Source organism: Streptomyces sp. 13-12-16, assembly GCF_002114215.1.
Lineage (GTDB): Bacteria > Actinomycetota > Actinomycetes > Streptomycetales > Streptomycetaceae > Streptomyces.
In genome coordinates, this window is sequence record NZ_NCTE01000228.1 from 1 (window position 1) to 23035 (window position 23035).

Here is a 23035-nt window from a genome sequence, read left to right on the forward strand (position 1 = left end):
GAGGCGCCGTACGACAGGACGGTCACCGCCGCGCCCACGCGCCGGGCGTCGTTGGTGGCGATGCTGGTCAGCGCGCCCGGGAGCCGGTCGGCGTCGGCGCCGCCGCGCGGGTCGAGCACCCGGGCGGCGAGGTCGAGGCGCAGCCGGTGCGTGGCCCGTTCACCCGCGGCCTCCGTGATGCGGGCGCCCACGCGGTAACACGTCGACAGGACGGCGAAGACGACGGCGAGCAGCGCCAGCAGCCGCAGCAGCGTGCCGGACGAGCCCTTGGCCACCGCCTCGTCGATGATCACGCCCACGATCACGGGGACCAGGGCCTCGCACGTCTGGTGGCCCATGCCGAGGAGCGACGCCGCGACGACACCGCGGCGCCGGCCCCTGATCGCTTCCCGGAGGACGTGCCCCCCGGTCGGTCCTCCAGCCGGCATGTGCCGTACCTCCGCGATGGTCAGACGGTTAGGTAAGGCTACTCTGAACACGACGGTCCAGGTACCGCGCGCCGGGCGCGCCGACGCGCGGCGCTCCAGGTCCAACGCCCTTCGTGGAACGGGTCGTTGACCACCCGCTTCGCCTTCGGTTAGCCTCGCCTAAGCTGAACTCGCCGTCGTGTCCTGCCTTCCCGCACCCGCGCGAGCCCCGCGAACCACCGCCAGGGGGAGTTGTCGTTGACGGTCGAAACCCGGGCGGTGTCCACCGAACAGCCCTCCGCCCCGGTCGTGCCCGCAGCGCGACGCGGGACCACCGCACTCCGCGGGCTCGGGCTGCTCCTCGCGCTCGGCGCACTCGTCCTCGTCGGACTCCTCAGCGTGTGGGTGGGAACCCGGGGCATCCCGTTCACCTCGACCTGGACACTGCTGTGGCGGCCCGACGGTTCCGAGGCCGCGGTCATCATCCACGACTACCGCGTCCCCCGTACGCTCCTCGGGCTCGTCGTCGGCACGGCCCTCGGGCTGTCCGGCGCGCTGATGCAGGCGATGACGCGCAACCCGCTCGCCGACCCGGGACTGCTCGGCGTGAACCTGGGCGCCTCCACCGGGGTGGTCGTGTGCATCGCGTTCCTCGGGGTGGGATCCGTCCTGGGCCAGGTGTGGTTCGCGCTCCTCGGCGCGGTCGTGGCGACCCTGGTGGTCCACCTGCTCGGCTCCGCCGGACGGACGGTGGCCACACCCGACCGCCTCGTCGTCGCCGGCGCGGCCGTCACGGCGGTGCTGTACGCCTTCAACTCGACGGTGCTGCTGCTGCGTCCGCGCGCCTTCGACCAGTTCCGCTTCTGGACCGCCGGCTCGCTCGCCGGACGCACCTACGACGTCCTCCAGGCCGTCCTGCCGTTCGTCACCGTCGGCACGGCGCTCGCGCTGCTGCTCGCCCCCGCGCTCAACGCCCTCGCCATGGGCGACCAGTTGGGTCGGGCCCTCGGCGTCCACGTGGTCCGCACGCGGGTGCTGGCGGCCGTCGCGGTCATGCTGCTGTGCGGTGCCGCGACCGCCGCCGCCGGACCGATCGGCTTCGTCGGCCTCGCCGTCCCGCACGTGGCCCGGTTCGTCGCCGGCCCCGACCAGCGGTGGGTGATGGCGTACTCGATGCTGCTCGCCCCCGTCCTGCTGATCGGCGCCGACGTGCTGGGGCGGGTGATCGGCGCGCCGGGCGAGGTCCAGGTCGGCATCGTCACCGCGTTCCTCGGCGCCCCGCTGTTCATCGCGCTGTGCCGTCGCCGGAAGCTGGTCATGCTGTGAACCCCGTACACCCGGCGGAAGCCCCCGCCGAAGCCGCGCCCGTGATCAGCGGGACGGTCGTGCGCGCCCGGGGAGGCGGGATCTCGCTGCGGATCCCGGGCCGGTCCGTGGCCGTGGGCGTCGTCCTGTTCGCCGTACTCGTCGTGGTCATGGGCACCAGCCTGACCACCGGGGACTTCGAACTCTCCGTCACCGAGGTCGTCAAGGCCCTGACCGGCAACGGGTCGCCGGGCGCCGACTTCATCGTCAACACCCTGCGCCTGCCCCGGCTGGTCACCGCGGTGTGCGTCGGCGCCGCCCTCGCCGTGAGCGGCGGCATCCTGCAGAGCCTCACCGGCAACGCGCTCGGCAGCCCCGACGTCATCGGCTTCACCAACGGGGCGGCCGTCGGCGCCCTGACCGTCATCATCGTGCTGCACGGCAGCATGACCCAGATCGCGCTCGGCGCGCTGCTCGGCGGCCTCGCGACCGCCGCCGCCGTCACCCTCCTCGTCGCCGGCCGGGGGCTGCAGGGGTTCCGGCTCGTCGTCATCGGCATCGGGGTGAGCGCGCTGCTGCTGGCCGTCAACTCGTACCTGATCACCAGGGCCACCTTCCAGGAGGCGCTGGAGGCGCAGGCGTGGCTCCTCGGCAGCCTCAACAACCGCGGCTGGACCCAGGCCGGCGCCATCGGACTCGCGGTCCTCGTGCTCCTCCCGGTCGCCTTCGTGTTCGCCCGCCGGCTGTCGATGGTGGAGATGGGCGACGTGACGGCGACGGCGCTCGGCGTCGACGTGGCCCGAACCCGCACCGTCCTGCTCGTCGTCTGTGTCGCCCTGGCCGCGTTCGCCACCGCGGTCGCCGGACCCATCTGGTTCGTCGCCCTGGCCGCACCCCAGGTGGCCCGGCGCCTGACCCGGTCCTCCGCCCCCGCCCTGGTGCCCACCGCCCTCATGGGCGCCGTACTGCTCACCGCGAGCGATCTCGCCGTGCAGCGCCTGTTCACCGACGCCCTCCTGCCGGTGGGCGCGGCCACCGGCACCATCGGCGGGCTGTACCTCATCTGGCTGCTGGTCACCGAGTCGCGAAAGAGCCGCGCATGACAGGAACGCACCCGTCGGAACCCCGGCTCCGGGCCGAGAACCTGACCCTCTCCTACGACCGGCGGACCGTGGCCGCGGGCCTCGGTGTCGACATCCCCGACCGCTCCTTCACGGTGATCGTCGGACCGAACGCCTGCGGCAAGTCCACCCTGCTCAAGGCGCTGGCCCGGATGCTCAGGCCCAGGGCGGGCGAGGTCTACCTGGACGGCGCCGCCATCGCCTCCTACCGCACCCGCGAGGTCGCCCGCCGGCTCGGGCTGCTGCCGCAGTCGTCGACCGCACCCGGCGGCATCACGGTGGGCGACCTGGTGGCCCGCGGCCGCTACCCGCACCAGCGGCTGCTGAAGCAGTGGTCCGCCGAGGACGGGACCGCCGTGACCGGGGCGATGCGCCGCACCGGAGTCCTCGACCTCGCCGGCCGGCCCGTCGACGACCTGTCCGGCGGGCAGCGCCAGCGGGTCTGGCTGGCCATGGTGCTCGCCCAGCAGACCCCCGTCCTGCTGCTCGACGAACCCACCACCTTCCTGGACATCGCGCACCAGATCGAGGTGCTGAACCTCTGCGCCGAGCTGCACGCGGCCCAGGGGCACACCGTCGTCGCGGTCCTGCACGACCTCAACCAGGCCTGCCGCTACGCCACCCACCTCGTGGTGATGCGGGCCGGCGGCACCGTCGCGGCCGTGGGGGACCCGTCGGCCGTGATGACCGCCGAACTGGTGGAGGACGTGTTCGGCCTGCCCTGCCGCATCATCGACGACCCGGAGACCGGCACCCCCCTGATGGTGCCCGCCGCCCCGCGGCGCGCCGCCGACGACGCACGGCGTCCGGCGCGCGATCCTGGTACGGCCGTCCTATGATCGACCCATTAAAGTTGAATTAGGAACTTTTCTGTGGTGGAGGGCCGGCGCATGAGCAACACGGAGACGCACCCGACGGAGACGGTCTGCGGCGCGGACGCCGACGGACCGCCCCCGCCGGGCATCGAGATCCTCACCCCGAGGGACGTTCCCCTCGGCGGCCCCCGCGCCATGCGGGTACGGCGGACCCTGCCCCAGCGGGCGCGCACCCTCATCGGAGCCTGGTGCTTCGCCGACCACTACGGCCCCGACGACATCACCGAGTCCGGCGGCATGCGCGTACCCCCGCACCCGCACACCGGCCTGCAGACGGTGAGCTGGCTGTTCAGCGGCGAGATCGAACACCGCGACAGCCTCGGCAGCCACGCCTACGTCCGGCCGGGCGAGCTGAACCTCATGACGGGCGGCCACGGCATCAGCCACTCCGAGGTCTCCACCCGGAGCACCCGGATCCTGCACGGCGCGCAGCTGTGGGTGGCGCTGCCCGGGGAACACCGCGACACGGCCCGCGACTTCCAGCACCACGTCCCCGCCCCGGTCGCGCTGGACGGCGGCGAGGCCCGCGTCTTCCTGGGCACGCTCGCCGGCGACACCTCACCGGTGCGCACCTTCACCCCGCTGCTCGGCGCCGAGATCACCCTGGACCCGGGCGCCCGCGTGACCCTCGACGTGGACCCCGGCTTCGAACACGGAGTCCTCGTCGACAGCGGCGACATCCTCCTCGCCGACACGGCGCTGAAGCCGGCCGAACTCGGATACGCGCCCCCCGGCCGCACCGCCCTCACCCTGACCAACCGGGCGCCCGACCCGGCCCGCCTGCTGCTCCTGGGCGGACCGCCCTTCGAGGAGGAGATCGTCATGTGGTGGAACTTCATCGGACGGTCGCACGACGACATCGTGCAGGCCCGCGAGGACTGGATGAAGGGGGTGCGTTTCGGCGAGGTACAGGGGTACGACGGGGCTCCACTGCCCGCGCCGGAGCTGCCGAACGCCCCCTTGAAGCCGCGGGGGAGGGTGCGCTGAACTGCGGAAACGTGGAGCCTGAACCAAGAGGGGCAGGACCGCTGCGGTGCCCGCCCGGTGACGTGGCCGTCCCCTGGCGCGGGCCTTCGTTCCTGCCTCCCGGGCATCTCTGAAGCTGTCCGCGGTTCTCGGGGTATGGGCATCTGCGGGCAGCTTTGGAGGATGTCTCACGTGACGATGTCTCGTCACGGACTGCTCGCTTGTGGGCACGCCCATGCAACCGAGCCGATGCAGCCCCGAGTGTTCGCTGCCCCCGGCCGCCAAGTAGCTTCTTGACTCTCACACCGTGTCAGGCGGTCAGCTCGGAGACATCATGTTCACCATCGGAGACTTCGCCCGGCATGGCCGCGTCTCGGTCCGGATGCTGCGTCACTACGACGCGACCGGACTGCTGCGACCGGCTCACGTCGACCCCGCCAGCGGCTACCGCTACTACACCGCTGCCCAGCTCGCCCGCCTCAACCGGATCATCGCGCTCAAGGACCTCGGATTCACCCTCCAGCAGGTCCGGGACATAGTGGATGAGAAGGTCGGCTTCGAGGAACTGCGCGGCATGCTGCGGCTGCGGCGTGCCGAACTGGAGACCGCAATGGCTGCCGCGGGAGCACGGCTGATCCAGGTCGAGGCGAGGCTCCGGGCGATCGAGAGTGAGGGGCACATGCCCACGAACGACGTTGTCATCAAGAGCGTCCCTTCCGTCCGGGTGGCGGAGCTGACCGCGACCGCCGCGAGTTTCGAGCCCGAGGACATCGGCCCGGTCATCGGGCCGCTCTACGGCGAGCTGTTCCGGTGCCTGGGCTCGGCGGGTATCACCCCCACGGGCCCCGGCATCGCGTACTACGAGGACGCCCCGGAGGGTGGAGGCAAGATCGGCGTCCACGCCGCCGTCCAGGTCTCCGCCCCTCTCCAGGACGGCACCTTCCGGATCCTCGACCTGCCGCCGCTCGACCAGGCGGCGACCATCGTGCACCGCGGTTCGATGGACGCGGTACTCCCCACCGCCCAGGCCCTGGCCCGATGGATCGACGCCAACGACTACCAGTCGACCGGATACCCCCGCGAGATCAACCTGGAGTGCCCGGAAAATCGTGACGACTGGGTGACGGAACTGCAGGCACCGGTGACCCGGGCCTGAACAATCGCGCCCCAGCCTGGCCGGTGATCACGTTCGGGCAGCGGGAGACCGCAGCGGTCTCCCGCTGCCCGACTTCAGCCTTGAGAGCTTCTTGTAGCAGGTCAGGGCGGCAGCGAGGCCGAGAAGGGCGAGGAAGTGCGAGCCGGTCCGCTCGTATCGGACGGTGAGGCGGCGGTAGCCGAACAGCCGGGCGATCGACCGCTCGATCTTCCAACGGTGCCGGCCGAGCCGTTCGCCCGATTCGATCCCCGGGCGCGCGATGCGCGGGACGAGCCCGTGTTCGCGCAGCCAGGCGAGGTGGTCGGCGGAGAAGTACGCCTCATCCGCGCGAAGCCTGCCGGGACGGCGCCGACGCGGTCCGCGGCGGGAGCGGACCGCCGGAATGCCACGGATCAGCGGCTTGAACGCCTGGCTGTCGTACAGGTTCGCCCCGGACACCGCTACGGCCGGCGGGATGCCCTGGGCGTCGGACAGGACGTGCAGTTCGCTGCCCCTCTTCCCGCGATCAACCGGATTCGGCCAGGTCAGGATGCCCTTCTTTTCGTCCGGACCGAGGCGGCGTCAATGATCGCCGAGGTCCAGTCGACCTCGCCCCTGGCGCCGGGTTCGTCCAGCACCGCCCGGTGAAGCCGGCGCCACAGGCCTGCCTTGGTCCACGCAGTGAACACGGCCCGCTCATCACACGGAGCGGTCCCACCACCCTGCGGGCGAGCAGTGAGCGACGGCAACAACGGGGCGACCGGTTCCCGGAGTTCGTCAGGAAACAGCCACTGCGACAGATCGGCACCCACGACCGGCACCATGTCGCACAGACTTCACACCACGTGAGACAGCCTCTCAACATCCTCCCCTGTTGAACGGAATTCCGTCTGCCTGACTTGGCGGTGTGCAGCGACGACGTCGCAGCGCACCCGTCGAGCTGGAAAGGCGGACATGATCGTGGCCCATCTTGAGATCCTCGCAGCGAGTGTTCGGAGGCCACTCACGAGACGGATGGGTATCTTGACATAGCTATATGTCTTGACCTACGGTGTCGGCATGCCCGAGTCCAGCGCGTCCTCCCAGGACATCGACCGCGTAGCCGCCGGGCTCGCGGCGTGCCTGCCCGCGCTGGCCCGGGCCATGGAGCGGCAGATCGCCCCGGAGTTTCCGTACCCGAAGCCGCCGGAGGCGCAGCTCGCGCTCCTGCGTCATGTCGAGGCCAATGACGGCGTCACCGTTCGCCGAGCGGCAGAGGCTTTGCTGATGAAGCCCAACAACGTCAGCGCCCTGGTCACGCAGTTGACCGAACAGGGACTGCTGGAGCGCCGGCAGGACCCGGAGGACAAGCGCATCGCGCACCTGCACCTGACCGCGACCTCCCGGCAGCAGCTCACGGAGGTCCAGCACCTCATGGGCGACCAGGTCGCCCGGGCACTGCGCACCATGACCGACGGCGAACTCGACGCCCTCGGCTCGGCGCTGTCCTCTCTGCAGGAGCTGAACGAGCGCCTTCACCCGGTCATCGGCTGATCGCGCGTACAGGCCCGGCCTGTACGCGACGGCGGCGGATGCCCCTTTCTGCCTTCTCTCCCGGCCGTGTCCGGCCGCACCCGCGCCGGACACGGCCGGTCGTCCTGCGCGGACCCGCACAGCCGTCCGCCGCCTGTCCCCTTGCCTGATCAAGGACTCACACTCTCATGCCCTCCGAAGTCTTGAACTCCCCGGCTCCGCCTGCCCGTTCGGCGCACACGGCCGAACCGCACGGCCGCCGGGCCAACCCCTGGCTGACCCTCGTCGCCGTCGCCTTCGGCCTGTTCATGGTCGGCCTGGACGGCTCGGTCGTCTCGATCGCCAACCCGGAGATCGGCCGCGACCTGAACGCCTCCACCGCCGACCTGCAGTGGGTCACCAACGCCTACCTGCTCGCCCTCGCCGCCGCCCTCATCCTGGGCGGCAAGCTCGGCGACCGCTTCGGCCGCCGCACCTTCTACCTCATCGGCGTCGCCGGCTTCACCCTGGCCTCCGTCGCCATCGGCCTGGCGGGGTCCGTCGAAGGCGTCATCGTCTTCCGCGCCTTCCAGGGATTCTTCGGGGCGCTGCTGATGCCCAACACCCTCGGCATGCTGCGTGCTGTCTTCCCGCCCAGGAAGTTCGGCATGGCCGTGGGGATCTGGGCCATGGTGTCGTCGGTCTCGACGGCGCTCGGGCCGATCGTGGGCGGTCTGCTCGTCGAGCATGTCAACTGGGAATCGGTCTTCTACATCAACGCCCCCATCGGGGTGATCGCGCTCGTCTTCAGCATGGCGGTCCTGCCGCAGAGCAAGAACACCACGGCGGCGCAGGAGAGGTTCGACATCCCCGGCGTCGTCATGCTCGCGCTCGGCCTGCTCGCCGTCGTCTTCGGTGTCGTCAAGGGAGAGACGTGGGGCTGGACCTCGGCCGGCACCCTGGGCTCCATGGGCGCGGGTGTCGTGGTCCTGCTGCTCTTCGGCCGGTACGAGACCCGTGTGGCGCATCCGCTCCTGCCCATGCGTCTCTTCCGCAACCCGGCGCTGACCATCGGCACCGTCATCACCGCCCTGAACTTCTTCATCCTCCTCGGCGTGATCTTCTTCGTGATGCTGTACCTGCAGAACGTTCGAGGCTTCACCCCGGTCGAGGCCGGCGTGCGCACACTGCCGCTCAGCCTCGCCTCCGTGGTCGCCTCCCCGCTGGGCGCTGCCCTCACCGAGAGGTTCGGCCCGCGCCTGACGATGCCGCTCGGCATGGCCCTCCAGGCCGTTGCCTGCTTCACGATGCTCGGCTGGGGCGTGCACTCCTCGTACACCCTGATGTGGCCCCCGTTCATCGCGCTCGGTCTCGGCGTCGGCATGGTGATGGCTTCCTCCTCCGACGCCATCGTCGGCAACGCGCCGGTCAAGGACGGTGGCGTCGCGGGTGGCCTCCAGGCCACCGCCCTCCAGGTCGGTGGCGCGCTCGGCACGTCCGTCCTGATCTCCCTCATCAGCAGTCGAGTCGGCTCGACCCTGAGCGGGGAGCTGATCTCCTCCGGCGTGCCTGCCGAGAGGGCCCGCGGCCTGGCGGAGGCGAAGGACGCGGTGGCCATGGGCATCGCCCCGGTCTCCGGCGACATGCCCGCCTCGTTCAGGTCGGCGGTCGTCGAGGGCAGTCACCAGGCGTTCATGAACGGCGTCCACGGCGCCGTGCTGGTCTCCGGCGTCCTGTGTGTGCTCGGCGCCCTGCTCGCTGTGGCGGGCGTGCGGCGCCGTCCTGAGACGGCCGGTCACTGAGGCGTGTCGGGCCCGCCCGGCCGAGGCGAGTGGGCGCACCGTGAGGACGGGAACTCCTCAATGCCTCGGCCGGGCCCGTCAGACCTCGGGCAGCGCCGAAACGGCGGGGGCGGGTGGGGTTTCGCCGGCCGCGGGCCGCGCCCCGGGGCCGTGGCGACGCTGGTGCGTCAGCAGCCCGAGGAACCCGGCGAGGAAGCCGCTGATCAGTCCGGACACGGCGTGGTTGGCGGCGTTCGCCCCGGCGCTGGAAGGCAGCCCGACGGCCAGGTAGTTGACCAGGGCGCTCATCGCCGCACCGATCACGCCCCCGATCGCGCCACTGATGCCCGATGCGCGCACTGCGGACGGTCGGCCGGACCCGGGCCTGCGACGACCCGGTACGGCCGCTTCGACACCGAGAACGCGGTCGAGCGCGAGTGGTCCAGGCCCGGCGAGCAGTACGACGAGAAAGGCCGCCACCATCACCAGCGGAAACTCGATCCCCGAGCCACTCGCAGCCCCCTGCTGGGGTGTCATGAACCCGGTGTCCGCGTTGACCAGCGCCATCGCCAGGCACAGGTGGACCGTCAGCAACAGCGCGGTCAACCGTGACAGCAGCCCCAGGACGAGGAAGACCCCGCCGGCTGTCTCCCCGAGCGTGACCGCCCATGCCGTCACGGTCGGCGCGGGCACACTCATCCCACTCAGGAACGCACCGAACCCGGCCGGTCCGTCGACGAGCTTGTCGAGGCCGTGGACCATCACGACGGCTCCCGCGATGAGCCGTGCGACGGCCGGCGCGGCGGACTGGAACCGGTGGGCCGGGGCGACACCGACGCCGCGTCTCAGGCTGTCCGACCGGTAAGCGGGCATGGTGGAGTCCTCTCCCACGGATGACAGGTGTGTACGTCACCGCCGGCCGGCGCGGCCCGGCGGTCAGGGCTGCGCCCCGGCGCACGTGGCCGCGTGCCGTCGTGGGCCCCGCTGGCCGGTGACGTATGCGCCACTGTGCGGTGCGCCTCCACCCAGCGGAATCCCCTGGTTCATCGAAAGTGCCGATGCGCCCCATCCACGGGGCGGATGGGGCGCCGCCGCCGCGCCGCACCTGGAAAGAGGCGGGGAGCGTCGGCGGCCGTCGAGGTCTTCGGCAGACGCCGCTGCCGCGGCGGGACGGGTCACCGTCGTGACCTCGAACCCCACTTCTTCCACGACCCCCGGCACGCGGTGTCCGGTGGTCGGCGAGCGGCACGGTCCTTGTTGTCTCAGCAGGACAGGGCGCCGTGCAGGGTGTGTGCCAGGTCCCACGGTGACCGCTCCCTTGTGCACGGTCGTCGGCGGCTCTGCGTGGCGGTCACGGGAGCGGCGGTGCAAGCCCCCGGATCACCTGATTCCTTCCGTGGCCGACTGCGTACCGGAAGGGGGCACGCCCGCGGGTGGCTCCCGCCTACGAGACGCCTACGAGACGCCGACGAGGCGGCTGCCGACCCGGGCGGCCGTCTCGCGCAGCCAGATGTGGGCGGCGTCGTGGGTGTGCACCGGGTGCCACCAGAGGGCTTCCCGCAGGGGCACGGCCTCGTACGGCGGTTCCATCAGCCGCACCGCGGCGACCGGTGCCAGCAGCCTGGCCAGGCGCGCCTGGATGAGGGCGATGCGCCGGGTGCCGGCGATCATCAGGGGCAGCAGCTGGAAGCTGTCGACGGAGACCTCCACCCGCGGCTCGACGCCGAGCATGCCGAGCTGGCGCACCGCGGGGGCGTCGTAGGTGCGCTGGTACGTCACCCACGGCAGCCGGGCGAGGTCGTGTCGGGTGAGCCGGTCCTCGACGTCCGGGTGATCGTCGGCGACGAGAAATACCCAGCTGTCCTCGTAGAGGTCCGTGGCGGGGAAGTCGCTGATGACGCCGTGCGGCATGAGCAGTCCGTCGGTGGCGCTGAGCAGGGTGGCGGTGTCGTCGACCACGGTCGGGGGAGTCTGGGCGAAGCGGAGCCGGATGCCGGGGGCCTCCTCGTGGACGACACGGGCGAGTTCGGCGCCGAAGACGGCCACGGCGTAGTCGGAGGCCACGAGCTTGAACTCGCGGTTCTCCTGTGCGGGGTCGAAGTCGGCCTGGCTGGAGAAGAGGCGTTCCAGCACGTCGTAGGCGGTGGAGGTGCGGCCGAGGAGGACCTGGCCGAGGGCGGTGAGCTCGTAGTGGCCGCCGACGCGGTCGAGCAGGTCGTCGTCGAAGTGCCTCCGCAGCCGGGCGAGGGCCGCGCTCATGGCCGGCTGACTCAGCCCGACACGCTGCCCGGCCCGGGTGACGTTCCGCTCTTCGAGCAGTGCGCGCAGTGCGACGACGAGATTGAGGTCGAGACGGGTCAGGTTCACGGATCGGTTCCTTGCGGTGGGGCGACGAACAGGGGGAATAAACGAGGTGGATGCCGGTCATCCACAGAATCTATTTCCCTGATCGCGGGTGGCGGGTCCAGATTAGTCCCACCGCAATCAGGAGGACATGTCCGTGAAACCCGAACCTGCGTCCGCGCTCTTCGCCGGTCCGTTCGCCCTCGCCACTCTCTCGGTCCCGGGCGGGCCGGCCTTCCCCGCGCTGGTCACCCCTGACGGGCAGGCTCTCGGCCTGCGGGCCGCCTTCGGTGACGAGCGGCTGACCGTGCTGGACGTGCTGGACCGCTGGGAGACGGCTCTGCCCCGGCTGCGCGCGCTGGCGGCCGACACCGGCCCCGACCGCATCCCCGTCTCGGACCTCCGCGTCCACGCGCCGGTCGAGCCGCGTCAGGTGCTGCAGTCGGGGGCGAACTACCGGCAGCACGTCATCGACCTCCATGTCGCGCACCGGGCGCCGGGCGACGACCGGCCGGAGGAGGAGCGGCGCGCCGAGGCTGCGGAGATCATGGACCGCCGGGCGGCCGAGGACCTGCCGTACGTCTTCATCGGCCTGCCCGGTGCGATCACCGGCCCGTACGACGACGTCGTCCTCCCCGCGTGGGCCGAGCAGCCGGACTGGGAGCTGGAGCTGGCGGCCGTGATCGGCCGGCCCGCCCACCGGGTCTCCGTGGAGGAGGCGCTGGACTGCGTGGCGGGGTACACCATCGCCAACGACCTCACCGACCGCGCCACCGTCTTCCGCCGGGACATGCCGCAGATCGGCACCGACTGGCTGCGCAGCAAGAACGCGCCCGGCTTCACCCCGCTCGGCCCGTGGATCGTGCCCGCCGGATCGATCGCGGACCCCGACGACCTGCGCCTCACGCTGAAGCTGAACGGCGAGACCATGCAGGACGAGTCCACCAGGGACATGATCTTCGGCGTGGCGCGCATGGTGGCGTACGCCTCGCAGACGGCGCGGCTGCTCCCCGGGGACCTGGTGCTGACCGGTTCACCGGCCGGCAACGGCATGCACTGGGGGCGGCTGCTGCGCGACGGCGACGTCATGGAGGGCACGGTCACCGGTCTCGGGTTCCAGCGCACCCGTTGTGTCGCGGAGGGCGCCGCGTGAACCGCCACGACCCCGAGGGCGCGATCGCCGAGGCCGCCGAGGCGTGTTCGAACTGGGGCCGTTGGGGCGAGGACGACCGGCTCGGCACCCTCAACTTCCTGGACGAGGGCAAGCGCCGTCAGGGCGCGGCGCTGATCCGGCGCGGTGTCAGCTTCTCGCTCTCCCAGCGGTTCGACATGAACGGCCCGCAGAAGGGCTGGCGGCGGCGCACCAACCCGGTGCACACCATGCTGGACACCGGCACCGACGCGGCCCTCGGCCACCAGGGGTTCCCGCACGGGCTGGGCGGCGCCGACGACGTGATCGCGATGCCGCTGCAGTGCTCCACGCAGTGGGACGGGCTCGGGCACATCTTCGACCACGGCAGGGCGTGGAACGGCCGCCCCGCCGAGCAGGTCGTCACCTCCGACGGCGATCTCGTCACCGGCGTCGAGCACATGGCCCAGCACGTCGCCGGACGCGGGGTGCTCCTGGACGTGGGACGGGTCCTCGGCGAGGACGGCGAGCTGCCGGACGGTTTCGCGATCACCGAGGAGCACCTGACGGCGACCGCCGAGGCGCACGGGGTGGCCGTCGGCCGCGGGGACATCGTGGTGGTGCGCACCGGGCAGCTGGCCCGGGCCCGCCGCGAGGGCTGGGGTGACTACGCGGGCGGGCCCGCACCGGGACTGTCGTTCACCACGGCCGGCTGGCTGCACCGTACGGAGATCGCCGCGATCGCCACCGACACCTGGGGCTTCGAGGTCCGGCCGAACGAGTTCGAGCACGCCTTCCAGCCGCTGCACCAGGTGGCCATCCCGAACATCGGCCTGCTGATCGGCGAGATGTGGGACCTCGAGGCGCTCGCCGAGGACTGCGCCGAGGACGGCAGGTACGACTTCTGGCTCACCGCCGCTCCCCTGCCCATCACCGGCGCGGTCGGCTCACCCGTCAACCCGATCGCCGTCAAGTAACGAACGGAACAAGGGAGTTCCCTCATGAGCACAGCCCGCAAGGTCCTGGTGATCGGAGGCGGCGCCGCAGGCAACGCCGCGACGGTCTTCCTGCGTCGCGCCGGGATCGCGGTGGACCTGATCGAGGCCGAGGACGACTGGAACGCCACCGCCGGCTCCGGCATCACCCTCCAGGGCAACGCCCTGCGCGTCCTGCGCGAACTCGGCGTCTGGGAGCGGGTGAAGGAATCCGGCTTCGGCTTCGGCTCCGTCGGCATCACCGCCCCCGACGGCACCGTCCTGCACGTCGCCCGCGACCTGCGCACGGGCGGTGACGATCTGCCCGCCACCGTCGGCATGCAGCGCCCGCAGCTCCAGCGGATCCTGATCGACGCCGTACGGGCCAGTGGCGCCACCGTGCGGCTCGGCACGACCGCCGAGATCCTCGGCCAGGATGCGGACGGCGTCTCGATACGGTTCTCCGACGGCAGCGAGGGCCGCTACGACCTCGTCATCGCCGCCGACGGCCTCGGCTCCTCGACCCGCGCGGCGATCGGCATCACCGACAAGCCCGAGCCGACCGGCATGGCCATCTGGCGCGTCGCCGCACCGCGGCCCGCCGGCGTGACCCGCACGGACCTGGCCTACGGCGGCCCGGCCTACATCGCCGGCTACTGCCCGACCAGCGAGACCACCCTGTACGCGTACGTCGTCGAGGCGAACCGTGACCGTGCGTCGATCCCGCCGGAGTCGTACGCCGACGAGATGCGCCGCCTGGCCTCCTCCTACGGCGGCTCCTGGCCGGAGATCACCGAGCACATCACCGATCCGGCGAAGGTCAACTACACGTGGTTCGACCGGATGCTGGTCGAGGGCTCCTGGCACCGCGGCCGGGTGGTGCTGGCCGGGGACGCGGCGCACTGCTGCCCACCCACGCTGGCACAAGGCGCTGCCCTGTCCCTGGAGGACGCACTCGTGCTCGCCCAGCTGCTGACCGCCTCGGGCACCTGGGACGACGCCCTCCTCCAGGCGTACTACGAGCGTCGCGTGGCCCGCGTCCGCCCGGTGGTCGAGGCGTCCGTGCGGCTCGGGCAGTGGCAGCTCGACGGCGTCCGTGACGCCGACGTGCCCGGCCTGATGGGCCGCACCATGATGCTGCTCCGGGAGCTGCCGTGAGCACGCCCACCACCGACGTCCACGCGCACGTCCTGCTGCCCGAGGTCGAGGCACTGGTGGCCGGCCTCCCGGGACACGCGGAGGCGAAGGTCCTGGACGCCCGGCGCAACGGTCCCGCCGCCCTGGCCGTCAACGGGCCCATGGTGCGCGAACGCATCCCGGAACTGACCGACCCCACCGTGCGGTTGGCGGCGATGGACGCGCAGGGCGTGGACGTGCAACTGGTCAGTCCCTCCCCGTCCCACTACCACTACTGGGCGGACGAGGAGACCGCTCAGAAGGTGTACCTGCTGGCCAACGAGTCGACCGCGGCGCACTGCAGGGCCGCGCCCGACCGGCTGCGCGGGCTCGGCCTGGTGCCGCTCCAGCACCCGGAGCACACCGTGGCCGCACTGGACCACGCCCTGGAGCAGGGACTGGCCGGGGTGGAGATCTCCAGCCACGCCCCCGGCCGGGAACTGTCCGACCCCGCGTACGAGCCGTTCTGGACACGGGCCGAGGAGACCGGCGCGTTCCTCTTCCTGCACCCCTTCGGCTGCACCCTGGACGAGCGGCTGGACCGGTGGTACCTGTCCAACACGGTCGGCCAGCCGGTGGAGAACGCCGTCGCGCTCTCCCATCTGATCTTCTCCGGGGTCCTCGACCGGCACCCGGGGCTGCGGGTGATCGCCGCGCACGGGGGCGGTTACCTGCCCACCCACATCGGCCGCAGCGACCACGCCTGGTCGGTCCGCTCCGACGCGGGCGCGGGCTGCGCCCACCTGCCCAGCAGCTACCTGAAGCGCCTGTACTTCGACTCCCTCGTCCACGACCCGCACGTGCTGCGGGAACTGGTCCGGGCCGCGGGGGCCGACCGGGTGCTGCTCGGCTCGGACTTCCCCTTCGACATGGGCTCCGAGGACCCCGTCGGCGCCCTGCGCGCCGCCAGGCTTCCCGAGGCCGACTTCGACGCCGTCCGCGGCGGCAACGCCGCCACCCTGCTCTCCCTGGAGTGATCCTCATGCGTCTGCTCACCCATCTGCGCCACGTCGACCTGGCCGTGCCCGACTACGACAAGCAGCTCGACTTCTACTCCGGCGTCTGGGGCCTGACCAAGGTCGCCGAGGACTCCGGCATCTCCTTCCTGGCCGCCGAGGGCTCCCCGGAGCAGTACGTCGTCCGGCTGCGCAAGGCCGGCGAGAAGCGCCTCGACCTCGTCTCCTACGGCGCCGCGAGCACGGCCGACGTCGACACCCTCGCCGAGCGACTGCTCGCCGGCGGAGTCCAGCTGATCTCGCAGCCGGGCAAGGTCGACACCCCCGGCGGCGGTTACGGCTTCCGCTTCTTCGACGTCGACGGCCGCACCATCGAGGTCTTGGCCGACGTCGAGGTCAGGCAGCACCGCAGGATCGAGGAGAAGGAGTCCATCCCGGTCAAGCTCTCCCACGTCGTGCTCAACTCCCCGGACCTGAACCGCACCCGCGAGTGGTACGAGCGTCACCTCGGCTTCGCCCTCTCGGACACGCTCAGCTCGCCGCACATGGGCGAGGTCATGCACTTCATGCGGATCAGCAACCAGCACCACTCCATGGCACTTGCCAAGGGCCCGCACACGTCCTTGCACCACATCTCCTTCGAGATGCGCGGCATCGACGAGTACATGCGCGGCTCCGGACGCGTCATCCGCGCCGGGTACAAGAAGATCTGGGGTCCGGGCCGGCACATGGCCGGGGACAACACCTTCACCTACTTCCTCGACCCGCACGGCAACACCGTCGAGTACACCACCGAGCTGGAACTCCTCGACGAGGACACCTGGCACCCCCACGTCTACGACTTCTCCCAGCCGGAGGTCACCGACCAGTGGGGCACCGCCAACCCCATGAACGAACTCGTCGCCAAGGAGTCCTTCAACGACCCCGACCGCGGCGTCTTCGTCGCCCCGCCGGTCTGATCACACCCCCGCTCCCGGGGGCGCGGCCGGCCCTGTCACCTGCCCTGACTCAGCCCCGCCGTGCCCCCGGGCCCGCCCGCCAGGAGCCGCACCATGCGTTTCGCCGCCTACGAAGACCATCACCGCCGCCGCGTGGCCGTCGTGGAGGACGACGGCACCCTGCTGCCACTGCCCGGCGTCACGTCACTCACCGACCTGCTGCGGGAGTCCGGCGGGCTGCCCGGCCTGCTCGCCGCGGGCGCGGCGGCGCTCGACGTGCCTCCCGGCCCGAACGTGTCGCAGGTCCGTCTGCTGCCTCCGCTCCAGCCCGCCTCCGTCCGGGACTTCGTCACCTTCGAGGAGCACGTCGAGGGCGTCCGCAAGTCAGTGGACGGCGCGGCAGGAGTGCCGGAGCAGTGGTATGCCGCGCCGACCTTCTACTTCACCAACCCGCACGCGGTCTACGGCCCGCACGACGGCATCCCCGTCCCGCCGGGGTCGAGCCTCCTGGACTTCGAACTGGAGGTGGCCGCCGTCGTCGGCCGCGAGGGCGGTGACCTCACCCCTGATCAGGCCCGCGACCACATCGTCGGCTACACCGTCCTCAACGACTGGTCGGCCAGGGACCTGCAGTCCGCCGAGATGAAGGTCGGTCTCGGCCCCTGCAAGGGCAAGGACACCGCCACCACCCTCGGCCCGTACCTGGTCACCGCCGACGAACTGGAGCCGTACCGGGACGCCGACGGCTTCCTGCGCCTGGCGCTCACCGCAGAGGTCAACGGCGAGGTCGTCGGCCGGGACCTGCTGTCCCACATGAGCTGGACGTTCGAGGAGATGACCGCCTACGCCTCGCGCGGCACCCGGGTCGTGCCCGGGGACGTCCTGGGCTCCGGCACCTGCGGCAACGGCGGCTGCCTCGCGGAACTCTGGGGCCGACGCGGCGAGCGGACCCCGCCCCCGCTGAAACCCGGTGACACCGTCACCCTCACCGTGGAAGGGATCGGCAGCGTGTCCAACACCGTCGTGCCCGGCGCGGATCCGGTGCCGCTGCCCGCCGGCCGTCGCCGGTCCCGGGAGCGGCCGTGACCGGCCCGCACCCCGAGAGGCTGCTCGGCAAGGTCGTCGTCGTGACCGGGGCGGCCCGTGGGCAGGGCGCCGCCGAGGCGGAGGCGCTCACCCGCGAGGGCGCCCGCGTCATCGCCACCGACATCAGCGACGCGCCCGGCTGCCGCCGGCTCGACGTCACCAGCGAGCAGGACTGGGCAGAACTCGCCGCCGAGCTGCGGGAGTCGTACGGACAGGTGCACGGTCTGGTCAACAACGCGGGCATCACCTGGCGCGCCCGCGTCGGCGAGGTGCGCCCCGAGGACATGGCGCGCGTCCACGCGGTCAACGTCACCGGCCCGCTGCTGGGCATCCAGCACCTCGCACCGCTCATGCCGGCGGGCTCCTCCGTCGTCAACGTCGGCTCGTCCGCGGCCCTCACGGCGCACTACCCGGTCGCGTACACGACCAGCAAGTGGGCGCTGCGGGGCCTGTCGCACACCGCAGCGCTGGAACTCGGGCCGCGCGGCATCCGCGTCAACACGGTCCACCCCGGTTACATCGAGACGGAGATGACCGCCTCCGCGGCGCCCGTCTTCCGTGCGGCCAACATCCGCGAGACCCCGCTCGGCCGCACCGGAACGGTCGACGAGGTCGCTCCGCTGGTGGTCTTCCTGCTGTCGGACGAGTCCTCGTTCATCACGGGCGCCGAGATCCCCGTCGACGGCGGGCTCACCGCGCACGGCGGAGTCAAGTCGGTCTCCGACGCGCTGCGCGAGGGGGTCTCGTGAAGCGGCTGGAGGGCAAGGTCGCCCTGATCTCCGGCACCGCGCGCGGTCAGGGCCGGACCGCCGCGCTGCGGTTCGCGGCCGAGGGCGCGCTCGTGGTGGGCGGCGACCTGCTGCACGAGGAAGCCGTCGACACCCAGCGGCTGATCGCCCGCGAGGGCGGCACCGCCCTCACCCCCGGCCCCCTCGACGTCACCGACGAGGAGTCCGTGCGCTCCTGGGTGGCGGAGGCCGTCGACGCCTTCGGCGGCGTCGACATCGTCTACGCCAACGCCGGAGCGGTCCGCTTCGGGGGCATCGACAGTCAGCCGTACGAGGACTTCGCCTTCACCGTGCGCGCCGAGCTGGACTCGGTGTGGCTGACCGTCAAGGCGGCCTGGCCGCACCTGATCGCCAGTCGTGGCTGCGTCCTCACCATCGGCTCCACCGCCGGCCTGACCGGTTCGCTCACCAACCGGCGCACGGCGCACTCGGCGTCCAAGGGCGGCGTGATCGCCCTGACCCGCCAACTGGCCGCCGAGGGCGCCCCGTACGGTGTCCGCGCCAACTGCGTCAGCCCCGGAATGATCGACACCGAAGGCTCACGCGCCGACCTCCTCGCGGACGACCACCCGATGCACGACATCGCCCGTCACATCCCCCTCGGCCGCACCGGCACACCCGACGACGTGGTCAACGCGGCCGTCTTCCTCGCCTCGGACGAGGCCTCGTACGTCACGGGCGCCGACCTCGTCGTCGACGGCGGCTGGTCGGCCGTCCTGCCCGGCACCATCCTCTGAAAGGAAACCCCCGCACGTGAAGAAGGGCCGCGGCAGCGCCGCAGGGGCCGTCGCCGACATACCCGACGGCGCGTCACTCGCCGTTGGCGGCTCCGGCCTGAGCGGCGTACCGGAAGTCCTCGTCCGCGCCCTGTACGCGCAGGGCGCGCAGGGCCTGGAGGTCGTCTCCAACAACTGCGGCGTCGACGGCCGCGGCCTGGGCGTCCTGCTCTCCGCCGGCCGCATCGCCCGGGTCACCGGCTCCTACGTCGGCGAGAACAAGGAGTTCGCCCGCCAGTACCTCAGCGGGGAGCTGGAGGTGGAACTGACTCCGCAGGGCACCCTCGCCGAACGCCTGCGCGCTGGCGGCGCCGGCATCCCCGCCTTCTGCACGCCGGCCGGAGTCGGCACCCAGGTGGCCAAGGGCGGCCTGCCCTGGCGCTACGCGCCTGGGGGCACCTCCCGGCCGGAGGCTGGGGGAGGGACGGTCGCCGTCGCCTCCCCGCCCAAGGAAACACGCGAGTCCCACGGCCGCCCGCACGTCCTGGAGCACGGCATCACCACCGTGCACGTCACTCACGACCAGGTCGAGGCGGTGTCCCTGCCCGACCGCATCGCCGTGTTCATGCACGGCCGCCCCCAGCAGGTCGGCACGCCCACCGAGACCCCCGCCACTCCCGAAGTCGCCGCCACCATCGGTCTGCGCTCCGAAACCCGGCGGCGTCGAGGGCGGCCACCGCGTGACCGCGCTCCGCGGTGTACCGGGTCGCGGGAGCGGTACAGGACGACGTCGGGGAGCCGCTGGAAGGCCGAGGTGACCAGGCGGTGGTCCGTGCCGGGCGGAACCCGGTCCTCACACGGGCGGGTGGTCAGCCGCCGGTCCGGACGGCCGGGGCGATCGCTTCCGGCTCCGCCACCACACGATCAGGACGCCGGTGAGCAGGCCGCACGCCAGCCGGTGCCTTCGGCGCCGGCTGCCCGGGGAGCGGTTCGTGTGCCGGGAGCCGGCCGGTACCGCCGCAAGCCCGCGAAGCGGCACCGCCGGAGGCGGCGGGGCGGCTCCGTCCGTTCCGGCCAGTTCCCGCGTGATGCGCCGCCACACCCGCCGAGGGGGGTCGGCGGGGAGGTCCGGCTCCTCGACCGAGCGGGCCGCGGTGACGACACGGGTCATCAGGCTCAGTTCCTCCCGGCAGCGCTCGCACACGGCGATGTGCCGCAGAGCACCGATGTCGTCGGGCGAGACATCGTTTCCCAGCGCCAGCTCCACCATGCGCGTCGGGTCGACGTGCGGCACGTCACCCTCCTGTCCGTGTGCTTCGTGGCCCGCCCGTACCTGCGCCGGGTGGTGGCCGTCCGCGGACGCACCCGCCGTGCCTCAGCCGGTGACCGGCTCCGCGGTGACGATCAGATTGGCCTGGTAACCGCCTTCCTCGGGGAGGAACGGTGGCGCACAGGTGATGAGGGTCAGGACCGGAGGACCGCTTCTGCGGAAGGCCGAGGACGGAAGCGCGTCCTTCGCCACCGTCGAGCGCGCGGTGACGCGGTAGCCGGCCGGCTCGGCTCCGGCCCGCCGGACCTCGACCCGGTCTCCCGGCCTCACGTCGTAGAGCGACGCGAACTCGCCGAGGGCTCCGGTGTCGCCGTCCACGTGTCCGACGAGCACCGACGAGCCGCGGTCGCTTCCGGGGGCCGGTCCGAAGCGGTACCAGCCCGCGACACCGGGATCGGACGGAATGGCCATGTCGCCCGCTTCGGTGACTCCCACCGGGCGGATCCGGGCGTCGAGGCCCACCGAGCGCACCAGAACGCGCTGCGGAGGGGACGCGTCCTGCGCGTGGGACGCGGGACGCGGGGAGCTCGCACCGGGAGGCCTGCCGGGCACGGCCGCGGGGGAGGCGCCGGCCCGGCCGAAATCGGGTGGGGGAGCTGCCTGTTCCGACGGCGCGGTGGTGAAAGTGACGACCGCCGCCAGAGCGGCGGTCGTCACGGTCAGACCGGTGAGCCGTCGTGCCACGTCACCCACGCCGGCTCGCGGCCCGGCGGATCAGCAGGGAGCCCGTCAGCGCGGCCATGCCGGTCACGCCCGCCCAGACCGGCCACTGATCGGAGGAGTTCGAGGAGGCCGCCGCACCGCTGCCGCCCGCGTGGACACCGTTCGGCGCCGATTCCATGCCGCTGAGTGTCTGGGTGGCCAGCGCGAGGTTCTTGTCGTCCGCGCTGCCCCAGGCGTAGACGATGGTGTCGGCGCCCTCCTGGAGGTTCAGGTCGGCCGGGCCGATCGCCACGGTGTCGGTGCCGGCGAGCACCACGTCGGCGGGGACGGTGCCCGCGTCGACCACGGCGGTGTCCTCCTCGGGGTTCTCCAGCCCCTTGAAGACCGGCTGTCCGTCGGCCCGGACGTCCACGGCCGGTGCGGCGGCCACATGACGCACGGTCAGCCGTGCTTCGCCCGCGCCGACCTTGGAGACGTCGTTGACGAAGGCCGTCAGCCGCGGCTCGCCGTCGGCGGAGAGGTGGGCGGCGATCGTGGCGTTCGCCCCGGCCGGCACCTTGATCTCCTTCTCGACGGCCGGGGTGCCGTCGGGACCCCGGCCGGCTTCGAAGACCTGGATGTCGTAGGTGCCGGCGTCGAGGGGCTGCGGGTCGGCCACCGTTCCGGGCTCGAAGTCGCTGAGGAGCTCGTCGCCGTCGGCGTAGACGTCGACGGTCAGTCCGGGAACGCCGTGGAAGACGGACACCGTGGCGGTGTCGTCGCCGTCCGCCGCGGGGGCGGCCACGACGGGGGCGGCGAGGGCGAGGGCGAGGGCGCAGGCTCCGGCCGACGCGCCGAGGAGGAGAGGGGTTCGGGAGGTCATGGGGATCATTCCTTCGTCGAGGTTGCGTCGCTTGCGCTGTCTCGTGAGGGGTTCGTGCACGGATGCCGCCGCGGATGCGCACGGCGGAACTTTCTCGGAGCGCCTACGCCGCGTTCTCGTCGGAGCGGCCCTGCTCGACCGCCTCGCGCAGTCGGTGCAGGCCACGCCGGGTGTGGCTCTTCACGGTGCCCAGGGGCAGACCGGTGCGCTCGGATATCTGGGCCTGGGTGAGGTCCTGGTAGAAGGCCAGGCACAGTACTTCACGCTGGCCGCGCGGCAGCCGGGACAGCGCGTCGACCAGGAGCACGCGGTCCAGGACCTCGTCCGGTGCGCCTTCGTCGTGCCGCCGCCCGTCGGCGTCGTGGGCGACGGTGTCGATCAGGGCGAGGCGCCTCGTCCGGGCGGCGAGCGCGTCGACGATCTTGCGGCGGGTGATGCCGACGAGCCAGCCGCCGAGCGGCCCTTTCTCCGGACGGTAGCCGTTCCGCCCGCGCCAGGCGCCGAGGAAGACCTGCTGGGTCACGTCCTCGGCCTCGTGCGCGTCACCGAGTGAGCGCGTGGCCAGGGTGTGGACGAGGGCACCCCAGTGCCGGTAGACGGCTGCGAACGCCCTCTCGTCGGCGGCGAGCAGACCACGGGCGAGTTCGTCCTCGTACCGGGTCTCGTGCGTGGCGGGAGACCGTGCGTCGGTGTGCCGGGTGTTCGTGGTCATGGCCCTTTTCTCCTGCCGTCTGCGCTGTGCGTGGTGGAAGACCGCCTGCGGAGCGGATCGGGACGGCGTGTGCGCCGTTGTCACCGGCTGGTGCGGCCCAGTCTCGTGAGAGGAAACGACGCGGACAACATGCGTCGTTTGTGCGTCGTAACATGGAGGAGTGGACATCGGTGACGGCGATGGTGACGAGGCGGAAGTGCGACGCGGTGGTGGGCTGACCACCGGCGAGGTGGCGCGGCGTCTGGGCGTGGCGCCGACGACGGTCCGTTCCTGGGACCGCC

The 23035-nt window shown here is 72.0% G+C and carries 23 protein-coding genes and 2 pseudogenes; 17 read left to right on the plus strand and 8 right to left on the minus strand.

Features of this window, described 5'->3' with window-relative positions; all coding sequences use genetic code 11:
- A partial coding sequence (locus B7767_RS10300; protein ID WP_143652328.1) for an ABC transporter transmembrane domain-containing protein occupies positions 1-428 on the minus strand: 428 nt, incomplete at its 3' end.
- A 237-nt stretch (positions 429-665) separates the two neighbouring features.
- Between B7767_RS10300 and B7767_RS10305 the strand changes: the two genes are divergently transcribed.
- The 5 genes from B7767_RS10305 to B7767_RS10325 all read left to right on the plus strand — a co-directional run bounded on the left by B7767_RS10305 (position 666) and on the right by B7767_RS10325 (position 5830).
- Positions 666-1733 carry an iron ABC transporter permease gene (locus B7767_RS10305; protein ID WP_085571927.1) on the plus strand — a complete coding sequence of 356 codons (1068 nt, stop codon included), beginning with the start codon at positions 666-668 and terminating at the stop codon, positions 1731-1733.
- Positions 1730-2815 carry an iron chelate uptake ABC transporter family permease subunit gene (locus tag B7767_RS10310; protein ID WP_085571928.1) on the plus strand — a complete coding sequence of 362 codons (1086 nt, stop codon included), beginning with the start codon at positions 1730-1732 and terminating at the stop codon, positions 2813-2815. Before B7767_RS10305 ends, B7767_RS10310 begins: the two co-directional genes overlap by 4 nt.
- A complete protein-coding gene (locus B7767_RS10315; RefSeq protein ID WP_085571929.1) occupies positions 2812-3672 on the plus strand; it encodes an ABC transporter ATP-binding protein in 861 nt (286 codons plus the stop codon). The genes B7767_RS10310 and B7767_RS10315 overlap by 4 nt, the downstream gene beginning before the upstream one ends.
- A gap of 51 nt (positions 3673-3723) precedes the next feature.
- On the plus strand, positions 3724-4695 hold the full coding sequence (locus B7767_RS10320; protein ID WP_085571945.1) for a pirin family protein: 972 nt from the start codon (positions 3724-3726) through the stop codon (positions 4693-4695).
- A 313-nt stretch (positions 4696-5008) separates the two neighbouring features.
- Positions 5009-5830 carry a MerR family transcriptional regulator gene (locus tag B7767_RS10325; protein ID WP_085571930.1) on the plus strand — a complete coding sequence of 274 codons (822 nt, stop codon included), beginning with the start codon at positions 5009-5011 and terminating at the stop codon, positions 5828-5830.
- Positions 5831-5857: 27 nt separating this feature from the next.
- Here B7767_RS10325 and B7767_RS10330 read toward each other — a convergent pair.
- Positions 5858-6621, minus strand: a protein-coding gene (locus B7767_RS10330; protein ID WP_107485970.1) for an IS5 family transposase whose coding sequence is annotated in 2 segments (ribosomal slippage) — positions 5858-6366 and positions 6366-6621 — 765 coding nt in all. Because the reading frame shifts where the segments join, the coding sequence is not laid out codon by codon here.
- A gap of 247 nt (positions 6622-6868) precedes the next feature.
- Here B7767_RS10330 and B7767_RS10335 point away from each other — a divergent pair.
- Together B7767_RS10335 and B7767_RS10340 are read left to right on the plus strand one after the other, a co-directional pair.
- On the plus strand, positions 6869-7342 hold the full coding sequence (locus B7767_RS10335; protein ID WP_085571946.1) for a MarR family winged helix-turn-helix transcriptional regulator: 474 nt from the start codon (positions 6869-6871) through the stop codon (positions 7340-7342).
- A gap of 167 nt (positions 7343-7509) precedes the next feature.
- Positions 7510-9102 (plus strand): MFS transporter, encoded by a 1593-nt coding sequence (locus B7767_RS10340; protein ID WP_085571931.1) that lies wholly within the window; start codon positions 7510-7512, stop codon positions 9100-9102.
- A 78-nt stretch (positions 9103-9180) separates the two neighbouring features.
- On the opposite strand, the gene B7767_RS10345 is transcribed toward B7767_RS10340, so the two are convergent.
- Together B7767_RS10345 and B7767_RS10350 are read right to left on the minus strand one after the other, a co-directional pair.
- Positions 9181-9954, minus strand: coding sequence for a DoxX family protein (locus B7767_RS10345; RefSeq protein ID WP_085571932.1), 774 nt, complete (start codon positions 9952-9954; stop codon positions 9181-9183).
- A gap of 582 nt (positions 9955-10536) precedes the next feature.
- Positions 10537-11448: a LysR family transcriptional regulator gene (locus B7767_RS10350; protein WP_085571933.1), complete on the minus strand. Its 912-nt coding sequence runs from the start codon at positions 11446-11448 to the stop codon at positions 10537-10539.
- A 127-nt stretch (positions 11449-11575) separates the two neighbouring features.
- Here B7767_RS10350 and B7767_RS10355 point away from each other — a divergent pair, with 127 nt between their 5' ends.
- The 9 genes and pseudogenes from B7767_RS10355 to B7767_RS10395 all read left to right on the plus strand — a co-directional run.
- Positions 11576-12577: a fumarylacetoacetate hydrolase family protein gene (locus B7767_RS10355; protein WP_085571934.1), complete on the plus strand. Its 1002-nt coding sequence runs from the start codon at positions 11576-11578 to the stop codon at positions 12575-12577.
- The gene (locus tag B7767_RS10360; protein WP_085571935.1) at positions 12574-13530 is read left to right on the plus strand and encodes a cyclase family protein; all 957 of its coding nucleotides are present in this window, start codon (positions 12574-12576) and stop codon (positions 13528-13530) included. The genes B7767_RS10355 and B7767_RS10360 overlap by 4 nt, the downstream gene beginning before the upstream one ends.
- Positions 13531-13554: 24 nt before the next feature.
- A complete protein-coding gene (locus B7767_RS10365; protein WP_085571936.1) occupies positions 13555-14685 on the plus strand; it encodes an FAD-dependent oxidoreductase in 1131 nt (376 codons plus the stop codon).
- Positions 14682-15680, plus strand: a complete 999-nt coding sequence (locus B7767_RS10370; RefSeq protein WP_085571937.1) for an amidohydrolase family protein — start codon at positions 14682-14684, stop codon at positions 15678-15680. The genes B7767_RS10365 and B7767_RS10370 overlap by 4 nt, the downstream gene beginning before the upstream one ends.
- 5 nt (positions 15681-15685) lie before the next feature.
- Entirely contained in the window at positions 15686-16618 is a 933-nt protein-coding gene (locus B7767_RS10375; RefSeq protein WP_085571938.1) for a VOC family protein, read from the plus strand.
- Between the two features lie 93 nt (positions 16619-16711).
- Positions 16712-17683, plus strand: coding sequence for a fumarylacetoacetate hydrolase family protein (locus B7767_RS10380; protein ID WP_085571939.1), 972 nt, complete (start codon positions 16712-16714; stop codon positions 17681-17683).
- Positions 17680-18432: an SDR family NAD(P)-dependent oxidoreductase gene (locus B7767_RS10385; RefSeq protein ID WP_085571940.1), complete on the plus strand. Its 753-nt coding sequence runs from the start codon at positions 17680-17682 to the stop codon at positions 18430-18432. The genes B7767_RS10380 and B7767_RS10385 overlap by 4 nt, the downstream gene beginning before the upstream one ends.
- Positions 18429-19208 carry an SDR family NAD(P)-dependent oxidoreductase gene (locus tag B7767_RS10390; protein WP_085571941.1) on the plus strand — a complete coding sequence of 260 codons (780 nt, stop codon included), beginning with the start codon at positions 18429-18431 and terminating at the stop codon, positions 19206-19208. Before B7767_RS10385 ends, B7767_RS10390 begins: the two co-directional genes overlap by 4 nt.
- Positions 19209-19224: 16 nt before the next feature.
- Positions 19225-19752 (plus strand): annotated as a pseudogene (locus B7767_RS10395) (CoA transferase subunit A); the annotation flags it as partial.
- Between the two features lie 288 nt (positions 19753-20040).
- On the opposite strand, the gene B7767_RS10400 reads toward B7767_RS10395, so the two are convergent.
- From B7767_RS10400 to B7767_RS10415, 4 genes are all read right to left on the minus strand, one after another.
- Positions 20041-20481, minus strand: coding sequence for a hypothetical protein (locus B7767_RS10400; RefSeq protein WP_085571942.1), 441 nt, complete (start codon positions 20479-20481; stop codon positions 20041-20043).
- 81 nt (positions 20482-20562) lie between these two features.
- Positions 20563-21201 carry a class F sortase gene (locus tag B7767_RS47900; protein WP_256923389.1) on the minus strand — a complete coding sequence of 213 codons (639 nt, stop codon included), beginning with the start codon at positions 21199-21201 and terminating at the stop codon, positions 20563-20565.
- Position 21202: 1 nt separating this feature from the next.
- Positions 21203-22042: a DUF4397 domain-containing protein gene (locus tag B7767_RS10410; protein ID WP_085571943.1), complete on the minus strand. Its 840-nt coding sequence runs from the start codon at positions 22040-22042 to the stop codon at positions 21203-21205.
- Positions 22043-22145: 103 nt separating this feature from the next.
- Positions 22146-22754 carry an RNA polymerase sigma factor gene (locus tag B7767_RS10415; protein ID WP_085571944.1) on the minus strand — a complete coding sequence of 203 codons (609 nt, stop codon included), beginning with the start codon at positions 22752-22754 and terminating at the stop codon, positions 22146-22148.
- Positions 22755-22914: 160 nt separating this feature from the next.
- Here B7767_RS10415 and B7767_RS47905 point away from each other — a divergent pair.
- Positions 22915-23035, plus strand: a pseudogene (locus B7767_RS47905) (transcriptional regulator); the annotation flags it as partial.